This is a genomic window from Klebsiella sp. 64, from assembly GCF_018223915.1.
Lineage (GTDB): Bacteria > Pseudomonadota > Gammaproteobacteria > Enterobacterales > Enterobacteriaceae > Klebsiella > Klebsiella pneumoniae.
The window spans coordinates 62059-73900 of record NZ_JAGRQZ010000036.1; the positions used below are offsets into that span (position 1 = coordinate 62059).

11 protein-coding genes are annotated in these 11842 nt (G+C 60.8%); 10 read left to right on the forward strand and 1 reads right to left on the reverse strand.

Translation table 11 applies throughout. The annotated features are described in order from the left end of the window. Positions 1-3 precede the first annotated feature (3 nt). The 6 genes from nuoI to nuoN all read left to right on the forward strand — a co-directional run bounded on the left by nuoI (position 4) and on the right by nuoN (position 6412). Positions 4-546: an NADH-quinone oxidoreductase subunit NuoI gene (gene nuoI, locus KHQ23_RS22570; RefSeq protein WP_002913152.1), complete on the forward strand. Its 543-nt coding sequence runs from the start codon at positions 4-6 to the stop codon at positions 544-546. 11 nt (positions 547-557) lie between these two features. Further along, positions 558-1112, forward strand: coding sequence for an NADH-quinone oxidoreductase subunit J (gene nuoJ, locus KHQ23_RS22575; RefSeq protein ID WP_002913150.1), 555 nt, complete (start codon positions 558-560; stop codon positions 1110-1112). Next, positions 1109-1411: an NADH-quinone oxidoreductase subunit NuoK gene (gene nuoK / locus KHQ23_RS22580; protein ID WP_002913148.1), complete on the forward strand. Its 303-nt coding sequence runs from the start codon at positions 1109-1111 to the stop codon at positions 1409-1411. The genes nuoJ and nuoK overlap by 4 nt, the downstream gene beginning before the upstream one ends. Continuing rightward, positions 1408-3249, forward strand: coding sequence for an NADH-quinone oxidoreductase subunit L (gene nuoL / locus KHQ23_RS22585; RefSeq protein WP_211776932.1), 1842 nt, complete (start codon positions 1408-1410; stop codon positions 3247-3249). The genes nuoK and nuoL overlap by 4 nt, the downstream gene beginning before the upstream one ends. Positions 3250-3418: 169 nt before the next feature. Further along, on the forward strand, positions 3419-4948 hold the full coding sequence (nuoM, locus tag KHQ23_RS22590) for an NADH-quinone oxidoreductase subunit M (RefSeq protein WP_002913146.1): 1530 nt from the start codon (positions 3419-3421) through the stop codon (positions 4946-4948). 6 nt (positions 4949-4954) lie between these two features. Then, positions 4955-6412, forward strand: a complete 1458-nt coding sequence (nuoN, locus tag KHQ23_RS22595) for an NADH-quinone oxidoreductase subunit NuoN (RefSeq protein WP_004151107.1) — start codon at positions 4955-4957, stop codon at positions 6410-6412. Between the two features lie 54 nt (positions 6413-6466). Here the strand turns inward: nuoN and rnz are convergent, their stop codons facing one another. Next, on the reverse strand, positions 6467-7387 hold the full coding sequence (gene rnz / locus KHQ23_RS22600; RefSeq protein ID WP_004214593.1) for a ribonuclease Z: 921 nt from the start codon (positions 7385-7387) through the stop codon (positions 6467-6469). 57 nt (positions 7388-7444) lie between these two features. On the opposite strand from rnz, the gene KHQ23_RS22605 reads away from it, so the two are divergent. The 4 genes from KHQ23_RS22605 (at position 7445) to menH (ending at position 11839) form a co-directional block, all read left to right on the forward strand. Further along, on the forward strand, positions 7445-7906 hold the full coding sequence (locus tag KHQ23_RS22605; RefSeq protein WP_004184987.1) for a GNAT family N-acetyltransferase: 462 nt from the start codon (positions 7445-7447) through the stop codon (positions 7904-7906). A 135-nt stretch (positions 7907-8041) separates the two neighbouring features. Beyond that, positions 8042-9331, forward strand: coding sequence for an isochorismate synthase MenF (menF, locus tag KHQ23_RS22610; RefSeq protein WP_023285392.1), 1290 nt, complete (start codon positions 8042-8044; stop codon positions 9329-9331). Positions 9332-9413: 82 nt separating this feature from the next. After that, positions 9414-11084, forward strand: a complete 1671-nt coding sequence (gene menD, locus KHQ23_RS22615) for a 2-succinyl-5-enolpyruvyl-6-hydroxy-3-cyclohexene-1-carboxylic-acid synthase (RefSeq protein ID WP_032421598.1) — start codon at positions 9414-9416, stop codon at positions 11082-11084. Then, on the forward strand, positions 11081-11839 hold the full coding sequence (gene menH / locus KHQ23_RS22620) for a 2-succinyl-6-hydroxy-2,4-cyclohexadiene-1-carboxylate synthase (protein WP_004180725.1): 759 nt from the start codon (positions 11081-11083) through the stop codon (positions 11837-11839). Before menD ends, menH begins: the two co-directional genes overlap by 4 nt. Positions 11840-11842: the final 3 nt, after the last annotated feature.

The window sequence follows — 11842 nt, forward strand, 5'->3', positions numbered from 1 at the left end:
AACATGACCTTAAAAGAATTATTGGTGGGGTTCGGCACCCAGGTCCGTAGTATCTGGATGATTGGCCTGCATGCCTTCGCCAAACGTGAAACCCGGATGTATCCGGAAGAGCCGGTCTACCTGCCGCCGCGCTATCGCGGCCGCATCGTGCTGACCCGCGATCCGGACGGTGCAGAGCGCTGCGTCGCCTGTAACCTGTGTGCGGTAGCCTGCCCGGTGGGCTGTATCTCGCTGCAGAAAGCAGAGACGGTAGACGGCCGCTGGTATCCGGAGTTCTTCCGCATCAACTTCTCACGCTGCATCTTCTGCGGCCTGTGCGAAGAAGCGTGCCCGACCACGGCGATCCAGTTGACCCCGGACTTCGAGCTGGGTGAATACAAGCGTCAGGATCTGGTGTACGAAAAAGAGGATCTGCTGATTTCCGGTCCGGGCAAATACCCGGAATATAACTTCTACCGGATGGCGGGTATGGCAATCGACGGCAAAGATAAGGGCGAAGCGGAAAATGAAGCTAAGCCAATCGACGTCAAGAGCCTGTTACCGTAAGGAGAGGGGCAATGGAATTCGCTTTTTATATCTGTGGCCTGATAGCCATCCTCGCAACCTTGCGGGTCGTCACCCACACCAATCCGGTGCATGCGCTGCTGTACCTGATTATTTCGCTGCTGGCGATTGCCGGGGTGTTCTTCTCGCTGGGCGCGTACTTCGCCGGAGCGCTGGAAATCATCGTCTACGCCGGGGCCATTATGGTGCTGTTCGTCTTCGTGGTGATGATGCTCAACCTGGGCGGCACCGAGATCGAACAGGAGCGCAAGTGGCTGCAGCCGGGGATCTGGATTGGCCCGGCCATCCTCTCCGCGGTGCTGCTGGTGGTTATCGTTTACGCCATCCTGGGCATTAACGACCAGGGTATCGACGGTGCGGCGATTAACGCCAAAGAAGTGGGCATTGCGCTGTTTGGGCCGTACGTCCTGGCGGTGGAGCTGGCCTCCATGCTGCTGCTGGCGGGCCTGGTGGTTGCCTTCCACATTGGCCGCGAAGAGCGCGCCGGCGAGGTGCTGAGCAACCGTCTGAACGACAGCGACAAACGAAAAACGGAGGAACACGCATGATCCCCTTAACACATGGACTGATCCTCGCGGCCATCCTGTTTGTGCTTGGTCTGACGGGGCTGGTGATCCGCCGCAATCTGCTGTTTATGTTGATTAGCCTGGAAATCATGATTAACGCCGCCGCGCTGGCCTTTGTGGTGGCGGGTAGCTACTGGGGTCAGGCAGATGGTCAGATAATGTATATCCTCGCCATCAGCCTCGCGGCTGCGGAAGCGAGTATCGGCCTGGCGCTGCTGCTGCAGCTCCATCGTCGCCGCCAGAACCTGAACATCGATTCAGTAAGTGAGTTGCGTGGATGAACATGCTTGCCTTAACCATTCTTTTGCCATTGATTGGCTTTGTGCTGCTGGCCTTCTCCCGCGGGCGCTGGTCGGAAAATCTTTCCGCCGCCGTTGGCATGGGCTCGGTAGGCCTGGCGGCGCTGGTCACCGCGTACGTTGGCGTCGACTTTTTCGCTAACGGCAAACAGGCGGTCAGCGTGCCGCTGTGGACCTGGATGTCGGTCGGTGATTTCAACATCGGCTTCAACCTGGTGTTGGACGGCCTGTCGCTGACCATGCTCTCCGTAGTTACCGGCGTCGGCTTCCTGATCCACATGTTCGCCTCCTGGTACATGCGCGGTGAAGAGGGATATTCCCGCTTTTTCGCCTATACCAACCTGTTTATCGCCAGCATGGTGGTTCTGGTACTGGCCGATAACCTGCTGCTGATGTACCTCGGTTGGGAAGGCGTGGGCCTCTGTTCTTACCTGCTGATCGGTTTCTACTACACCGATCCGAAGAACGGCGCCGCAGCGATGAAAGCGTTTGTGGTGACCCGCGTCGGCGACGTGTTCCTCGCCTTCGCGCTGTTCATTCTTTATAACGAACTGGGCACCCTGAACTTCCGCGAAATGGTGGAGCTGGCGCCGCAGCACTTCGCTAACGGCAGCACCACGCTGCAGTGGGCGACGCTGATGCTGCTTGGCGGCGCGGTCGGTAAATCCGCCCAGCTGCCGCTGCAAACGTGGCTTGCCGATGCGATGGCGGGTCCGACGCCGGTCTCTGCGCTGATCCACGCCGCGACCATGGTCACCGCGGGCGTCTATCTGATCGCCCGTACCCACGGCCTGTTCCTGATGACGCCGGAAGTGCTGCATCTGGTCGGTATCGTCGGGGTGGTCACCCTGGTGTTGGCGGGCTTCGCCGCGCTGGTGCAGACCGATATCAAACGCGTTCTCGCCTACTCTACCATGAGCCAGATTGGCTACATGTTCCTCGCGCTGGGCGTGCAGGCATGGGACGCGGCGATTTTCCACCTGATGACTCACGCGTTCTTTAAAGCGCTGCTGTTCCTGTCGTCTGGTTCGGTCATTCTGGCCTGCCATCACGAACAGAACATCTTCAAGATGGGCGGCCTGCGCAAATCGATTCCGCTGGTATACGTCTGCTTCCTGGTGGGGGGCGCGGCGCTGTCCGCACTGCCGCTTATCACCGCAGGCTTCTTCAGTAAGGATGAGATTCTGGCAGGCGCGATGGCCAATGGCCATATCAATCTGATGGTGGCAGGCCTGGTCGGCGCCTTTATGACCTCGCTGTACACCTTCCGGATGATTTTCATCGTATTCCACGGTAAAGAGCAAATTCACGCGCACGCAGGGAAGGGGATTACCCATCATCTGCCGCTGATTGTGCTGCTGGTACTATCCACCTTCGTTGGCGCGCTGATTGTGCCGCCGCTGGAAGGCGTACTGCCGCAGACCACTGAGCTCGCCCACGGTAGCGTGATGACGCTGGAGATTGCCTCCGGGATCATCGCCATTGCCGGGATTCTGATCGCCGCATGGCTGTGGCTGGGCAAACGCACGCTGGTGACCTCCATCGCCAACAGTGCGCCTGGCCGCTTCTTCGGTACCTGGTGGTTCCATGCCTGGGGCTTCGACTGGTTATACGACAAGGTGTTCGTAAAACCATTCCTCGGTATTGCCTGGCTGCTGAAACGCGATCCGCTGAACTCGTTGATGAATATCCCGGCGATCCTTTCCCGCTTCGCAGGCAAAGGCCTGCTGGTGAGCGAGAACGGTTATCTGCGCTGGTATGTGGCTTCAATGAGCATCGGCGCGGTGGTGGTGCTGGCGCTGCTGATGGTATTGCGTTGATTTGATCGCGCGGTTTTGCCCGGTGGCGCTTCGCTTACCGGGCCTACGAGACCGTAGGTCGGGTAAGCGAAGCGCCACCCGACACAACAAACCGCACTCAAACGTGAATGTAGTCGAATTCGTTGAAAATCGGTCCTGAACGGGACTTTAACAAGGAATAAAAATCGCCATGTTACTACCCTGGCTAATATTAATTCCCTTTATCGGCGGCTTCCTGTGCTGGCAGACCGAACGCTTTGGCGTGAAAGTGCCGCGCTGGATCGCGCTGATTACCATGGGACTGACGCTGGTGCTTGGCCTGCAGCTGTGGATGCAGGGCGGCTATTCTCTGACGCAATCCGCGGGTATTCCGCAATGGCAGTCGGAATTCGTGCTGCCGTGGATCCCACGCTTCGGCATTAGCATCCATCTGGCGATCGACGGCCTGTCGCTGCTGATGGTGGTGCTGACCGGTCTCCTCGGCGTGCTGGCGGTGCTCTGTTCGTGGCGTGAAATCGAAAAATACCAGGGCTTCTTCCACCTCAACCTGATGTGGATCCTGGGCGGCGTTATCGGCGTGTTCCTCGCCATCGACATGTTCCTGTTCTTCTTCTTCTGGGAAATGATGTTGGTGCCGATGTACTTCCTGATCGCGCTGTGGGGCCACAAAGCCTCGGACGGTAAAACGCGTATCACAGCGGCGACCAAGTTCTTCATCTATACCCAGGCGAGCGGTCTGGTGATGCTGATTGCCATTCTGGCGCTGGCCTTCGTCCACTTCAACGCCACCGGCGTGTGGACCTTCAACTATGAAGATCTGCTGAAAACCCCAATGTCTCACGGCGTGGAATACCTGCTGATGCTCGGCTTCTTCATCGCCTTCGCGGTGAAAATGCCGGTGGTGCCGCTGCACGGCTGGCTGCCGGACGCTCACTCCCAGGCGCCGACCGCCGGCTCTGTCGACCTCGCGGGGATCCTGCTGAAAACCGCCGCCTACGGTCTGCTGCGCTTTGCGCTGCCGCTGTTCCCGAATGCCTCCGCCGAGTTTGCACCCATCGCCATGTGGCTGGGCGTGATTGGTATCTTCTACGGCGCATGGATGGCCTTCGCCCAGACCGATATTAAACGCCTGATCGCCTACACTTCCGTGTCCCACATGGGCTTCGTGCTGATTGCTATCTACACCGGCAGCCAGCTGGCCTATCAGGGAGCGGTGATCCAGATGATTGCTCACGGTCTGTCCGCGGCGGGTCTGTTCATTCTGTGCGGCCAGCTGTACGAACGTCTGCACACCCGCGATATGCGCCAGATGGGCGGCTTGTGGAGCAAAATTAAATGGCTGCCGGCGATGTCGATGTTCTTCGCTGTCGCCACCCTGGGGATGCCGGGCACCGGTAACTTCGTCGGCGAATTTATGATCCTGTTCGGCAGCTATAAAGTGGTGCCGACGATCACCGTCATCTCCACCTTTGGTCTGGTATTCGCGTCCGTTTACTCGCTGTCGATGTTACATCGCGCTTACTTCGGTAAAGCGAAGAGCGAAGTGGCGGCGAAAGAGTTGCCGGGGATGTCCCTGCGTGAACTGTCTATCATCCTGCTGCTGGTGGTGCTGCTGGTGCTGTTGGGCTTCTTCCCGCAGCCGATCCTCGACACCTCGCATGCTGCGATGAGCAACATTCAGCAGTGGTTTGTTAATTCTGTTTCTACTACAAGGCCGTAATTCGCCATGACAATAACTCCACAACAACTGATCGCACTGCTACCGCTGCTGATCGTCGGCTTGACGGTGGTGGTTGTGATGCTCTCCATTGCGTGGCGACGCAATCATTTTCTCAATGCCACGCTGTCGGTTCTTGGACTTAACGCCGCGCTGGTCTCGCTCTGGTTCGTCGGCCAGAACGGGGCGATGGACGTCACGCCGCTGATCCGCGTTGACGGCTACGCCATGCTTTACACCGGTCTGGTGCTGCTGGCGAGCCTCGCGACCTGTACTTTCGCCTACCCGTGGCTTGAGGGTTACAAGGACAACAAAGAAGAGTTCTACCTGCTGGTGCTGATCGCCGCCCTGGGCGGCATTCTGCTGGCCGGTGCGAATCATCTGGCGGCGCTGTTCCTCGGTATTGAGCTGATTTCGCTGCCGCTGTTCGGCCTGGTTGGTTACGCCTTCCGCCAGAAGCGTTCGCTGGAAGCGAGCATCAAATACACCATCCTCTCCGCGGCAGCTTCGTCCTTCCTGCTGTTCGGTATGGCGCTGGTGTATGCGAACTCCGGCAACCTGTCCTTCCTCGCGCTGGGCAAAAGCCTGGCGGACAACATGCTGCACGAGCCGCTGCTGCTGGCGGGTCTTGGTCTGATGATCGTCGGTCTTGGCTTTAAACTGTCGCTGGTGCCGTTCCACCTGTGGACGCCGGACGTTTACCAGGGGGCGCCTGCGCCGGTCTCCACCTTCCTGGCGACCGCCAGCAAGATCGCTATCTTCGGCGTAGTGATGCGTCTGTTCCTGTACATGCCGGTGGGCAACAGCGAAGCGGTACGTGTGGTGCTGGGCCTGATCGCCTTCGCCTCTATCATCTTCGGTAACCTGATGGCGCTGAGCCAGACCAACATTAAGCGCCTGCTCGGTTACTCTTCCATCTCCCATCTCGGCTATCTGCTGGTGGCGCTGATTGCCCTGCAGAGCGGTGAAATGTCGATGGAAGCCGTGGGCGTTTACCTGGCCGGTTACCTGTTCAGCAGCCTCGGCGCGTTCGGCGTGGTCAGCCTGATGTCCAGCCCGTACCGCGGCCCGGATGCTGACTCGCTGTTCTCCTACCGCGGCCTGTTCTGGCACCGTCCGATCCTGTCGGCTGTGATGACGGTGATGATGCTCTCCCTGGCCGGCATCCCGATGACCCTCGGCTTTATCGGTAAGTTCTACGTGCTGGCCGTCGGTGTGCATGCGCATCTGTGGTGGCTGGTTGCCGCGGTGGTTGTCGGCTCGGCGATCGGTCTCTACTACTACCTGCGCGTGGCAGTGAGCCTGTACCTGAGCGCGCCGGAGCAACTGAATCGCGATGCGCCGTCAAACTGGCAGTACAGCGCCGGCGGTATCGTGGTGCTGATCTCCGCGCTGCTGGTGCTGGTGCTCGGTATCTGGCCGCAGCCGCTGATTAGCATCGTGCAGCTGGCGACGCCGCTGATGTAAGTTGATTGACTCAATAAAAAACCGCCGGGATGGCGGTTTTTTTATGCCCGGATTTTACGCCATCTTGTAGACCATAAAGTCTTCCGCCAGCAGCGTGTTAGGGAAAATCTCCCGGCATTCCGCCAGCATACGCAGACAGCCTTCGGCATCGTAGCGCGAGCTAAAGTGGGTGGCGATCAGCGTACCGACCCCCGCTTCTTTGGCAAGCGCCGCGGTCTGCTGACTGGAAGAGTGGCCGCGGCTATTGGCTTTCTCCGCCATCGCCTGCTCAAGGGTGGTTTCGTGGACCATCACATCCGCCCCGCGAGCCATCTCCAGCGCCTGCGGGCAGGGGGCGGTATCGCCGAAGATGGCCAGCGTTTTACCCGGGGTCGCTGGCCCCAGATAGCGGCTGCCGTCGATGACCCGGCCATCTGCCAGCTCGACGCGCTGTCCGCGCTTGAGTTGATGGAACAGCGGCCCGGGAGGTACGCCATCGGCAATCAGCTGGGCGGCGTCGAGGGTGCCGGGCTTGTCATGCTGCGCAATGCGATACCCATAGCACTCCACCGGATGGCTGAGCGGATACGCGGTGACCCGATAGCCCTCTTCGTCGAACACCAGACCAGGGCCGACTTCGATGATGGTGAGCGGATAGTCGGTCCACGAACCGCTCAGGCGCAGCGCGGTCTCAACAAACTCTTTGAGTCCTTTTGGCCCGTAGAGGGTGAGGGGCAGGGAGTTTCCCTGCATCGAGCGGCTGCACAGCAGGCCGGGCAGGCCGAACAGGTGGTCGCCGTGCAGATGGGTAATAAAAATCTTATTCAGTTTGCCGGGATGGTAGGGCGTGTGAAGAAACTGATGCTGGGTCCCTTCGCCGCAGTCAAACAACCACATTTCGGCGCGGGTCGGCTGTTGCAAATTCAGTATTATCGACGTCATATTACGCGTGCGGGTCGGCACCCCGGCGGATGTCCCCAAAAAAGTTAATTCCATCGTCCAGTGTCCTCAGGGCGAGTCGCAAAGTATCAGTATATCAATAAGGAGCAGCAGATGATGACCTGGCAGGATCTCCACCATAGTGAACTCACCGTTCCCCAGCTGTATGCGCTGCTGAAATTGCGCAGTGAAGTCTTTGTCGTAGAGCAGCAGTGCGTCTATCAGGATGTCGACGGCGATGATTTGGTTGGTGAAAATCGCCATCTGCTCGGCTGGCGCGATGGCGAACTGGTGGCCTACGCGCGGATCCTCAAAAGCGAAGAGGAGTTTGCGCCGGTGGTGATTGGCCGGGTCATCGTCAGCCCCGCCGCCCGCGGTGCGAAGCTCGGCTATCAGTTGATGGAGCAGGCGCTGGCCAGCTGTCAGCAGCACTGGCCGCAAAAGGCGATTTACCTCGGGGCGCAGGCGCACCTGCAATCCTTTTACGCCCACTTCGGTTTTACGCCGGTGACCGAGGTCTATGATGAGGATGGCATCCCCCACATTGGCATGGCGCGAGAAAAGCGCGCTGTCTGACTCCTCTGCACCCTCGTCCACACGCTGCTCTGGCCCGGCGAGCGGGTAAGATAAAACCCGCTCCCTCATCATGGGTACTGCTATTCCGCCGTCGAACCCCTTATAATGTGGGGTTTTACAACCGTGGAGGTTTGCGTGCTGTCTGTTTCCACTGCGCTGGCCCGTTTGCAAGACGGCCTGGGCGAGTCTTTTCCAGACTCGCCCGGCACGCGAATTATCGATGTTGCCTTTCCGCTGAATGATGCCTTCGATCCGCTACTATGGTGCGGCCAGCAGGCGCAATGGCCGCAGTTTTACTGGCAGCAGCGCAATGGCGATGAGGAACTGGCGACGCTGGGGGCGGTAAAAACCTTTACCTCGCTCGACGCGGCGAACCGCTTTTTACGCCAGGCCGGCCGGCAGGATCTGCGTATCTGCGGCCTGAATGCGTTTGAACCGCAGCAGGGCAGCCTGGCGCTGCCGCGTCTGGAGTGGCGCCGGTGCGGCGGCAGGGCCGTGCTGCGGCTGGTGCTGCATAGTGATATCTCCCTGCGTGAGGATGCCGCGACGGCCCGCGCGTTTCTCGCCAGCCTGACAACCACTCAGGCGACTCCCGGCGCCATACCGCCGTTGCTGAGCGAGCGCCACTCATCCGACTATCCTCAATGGCAGGCAATGATTGCGCGGGCGGCTAAGGCGATCAGCGCCGGTGAAATGGATAAAGTAGTGCTGGCGCGGGCAACCGACCTGCAGTTTGCCGCCCCGCTGGACGCCGTGAGCATCATGGCGGCTAGCCGGCGCAGCAATCTTAACTGTTTTCATTTCCTGATGGCGTTCAATGCCCGGCAGGCATTTTTCGGCTCCACGCCGGAACGGCTGTGGCGCCGGCGCGGCGCGCTGCTGCGCACCGAAGCGCTGGCGGGGACCGTCGCGAACCATCAGGAAGACGCGAAGGCGCAGCAACTGGCCGACTGGTTGATGAAAGACGACAAAAACCAGCGGGAAAACATGCTGGTGGTAGAGGATATCTGCCAGCGCCTGCAGAGTGAGGCCTCGACGCTGGACGTCCTGCCGCCGCAGGTGGTGAGGCTGCGTAAGGTGCAGCATCTCCGACGCTGCATCTGGACCGAGCTGGCGGCGCCTGACGACAGCCGCTGTCTGCTGCAGCTGCAGCCCACCGCCGCGGTGGCCGGCCTGCCGCGCCGGGCGGCGCTGGCGTTCATTCAGCGTCATGAACCGTTTTCCCGCGAATGGTACGCCGGGTCCGCCGGGTATCTGTCACTGGCGCAAAGCGAGTTTTGCGTGGCGCTGCGTTCGGCGAAAGTGAACCACGACACCCTGCGGCTGTATGCCGGGGCGGGGATCGTCAGCGGCTCTGATGCACAGCAGGAGTGGCAGGAGATTGACAACAAAGCGGCCGGGCTGCGCTCGCTGCTGTGTCCATAAAGCTTGAATGACGATGCATATCAAAACGACGTCACTTTGCCTTATCTATACTTAGCATCAATATTTGATACCGGACAATTTCATGTCAGTAAGCGCATTTAACCGACGCTGGGCGGCGGTGATCCTGGAAGCTTTAACGCGCCATGGCGTGCAGCATATCTGCATCGCGCCGGGCTCGCGCTCGACACCCTTAACCCTGGCGGCGGCGGAAAACCGCGCCTTTATCCATCATACCCATTTCGACGAACGCGGCCTCGGCCACCTGGCGCTCGGACTGGCGAAGGCCAGCCGGCAGCCGGTGGCGGTGATAGTCACCTCCGGGACCGCCACCGCGAACCTCTATCCGGCGCTGATTGAGGCAGGGCTCACCGGTGAAAAGCTGATCCTGTTGACCGCCGACCGTCCGCCGGAGCTGATCGACTGCGGCGCGAACCAGGCTATCCGCCAGCCGGGGATGTTTGCCTCCCATCCTGCGCAGACGATTTCTTTGCCGCGTCCCTCGCAGGATATTCCTGCCCGCTGGCTGGTCTCAACCATCGACCAGGCGCTGGGGGCGCTGCAAGCCGGCGGGGTGCATATTAACTGTCCGTTCGCTGAACCGCTGTATGGTGATATGGATGAGACCGGCGTGGAGTGGCAGCAGCAGCTCGGCAACTGGTGGCAGAGCGACAAACCCTGGCTGCGCCAGGCGCTGCAGTTAGAGAGCGAGAAGCAGCGCGACTGGTTCTTCTGGCGACAAAAACGCGGCGTCGTCGTGGCGGGCAGAATGAGCGCCGCGGAAGGGAAAAAGGTCGCTGAGTGGGCGCAGACCCTCGGCTGGCCGCTGATCGGCGATGTCCTGTCGCAGACCGGGCAGCCGCTGCCGTGCGCCGACCTGTGGCTGGGCAACGGCAAAGCGGTCAGCGAGCTGGCGCAGGCGCAGATCGTCGTGCAACTCGGCAGCAGCCTGACCGGCAAACGCGTGCTCCAGTGGCAGGCGACCTGCGAGCCGGATGAATACTGGCTGGTGGATAATCTGCCCGGTCGCCTCGACCCGGCGCAGCACCGCGGTCGCCGTCTGCTCTCAAGCGTTGAGCGCTGGCTCGAATTACATCCGGCGGAGAAACGGCAGCCGTGGGCGACGGTGATCCCACAGCTTGCCGGGCAGGCGTGGCAGGCTGCGGTCGCCAGCAACGAGCCTTTTGGCGAAGCGCAGCTGGCGCAGCGTATTCGGCGCTATCTGCCGGAGCAGGGGCAACTGTTTGTTGGCAACAGCCTGGTGGTGCGCCTGATCGACGCCCTGGCGCAGCTACCGGCCGGGTATCCGGTCTACAGCAACCGCGGCGCCAGCGGTATCGATGGCCTGATCGCCACTGCGGCCGGCGTGCAGCGCGCCAGCGCCCGACCGACGCTGGCCATCGTTGGCGATCTCTCCGCGCTCTACGATCTCAACTCGCTGGCCCTGCTGCGCCAGGCGTCGGCGCCGCTGGTGCTGATCGTGGTGAATAACAACGGCGGGCAGATTTTTTCTATGCTGCCGACGCCGCAGGACGAACGCCGTCAGTTCTATTTAATGCCGCAGGACGTGGATTTCAGCCACGCGGCGGCGATGTTCGGCCTGGCCTATCATTGCCCTGATGACTGGCCGTCGCTGGATGAGGCGCTGGCCGGCGCCTGGCGCAGGGCGGGGGCGACGGTGATTGAGCTGGCGGTCAATGAGACCGACGGCGCGCAGACCCTCCAGCAGCTGCTGGCGCAGGTAAGTCGCCTGTGATCCTCAGCGCTGCTGTCGACAACGGCCAGCCGGGCTATCCCTGGCTGGTGTTTCTGCACGGTTTTTCCGGCGACCGCAACGAGTGGCGGAAAGTGGGCGACGCCTTTCCCGCCTGGCCGCGGCTGTACCTCGATCTGCCGGGGCACGGCGGCTCCGCGGATATCGCGGTGCAGGACTTTGCCGGGGTCAATACTCTGCTGCAGTCTACGCTTAATAGTTACAACATACATAAGTATTGGCTGATCGGCTACTCGCTGGGCGGCCGGGTGGCAATGAACTTCGCCAGCCAGCCGCGCGCAGGCATGCGCGGGCTGATCGTTGAAGGCGGCCATCCGGGCCTGCAGGATGTAGAGGCGCGGCAGGCGCGGCGCAGCAATGACAGCGCCTGGGCGGAACGTTTTCGCCGCGAGCCGCTTGAGCAGGTCTTTGCCGACTGGTATCAGCAGCCGGTCTTCGCTTCGCTGAATGCCGCGCAGCGTGAGTCATTGGTCGCCTTACGCAGCCGGAACAACGGCGCGACGCTGGCGGCGATGCTGCAGGCAACCTCCCTTGCCGCGCAGGCCGATCTGCGCGCGTCTCTGCAGGCGCGCGATTTTCCTTTTCACTACCTGTGCGGCGAGCGCGACGCGAAGTTTCGCGCCATCGCGCAGACGCTCGCGGCGGATCTCCATCTTATTCACCATGCCGGACACAACGCGCACCGGGACAACCCGGCGGCGGTGATTGCCTGTCTGGCGCAGATTCTGGCAAGTTAACTG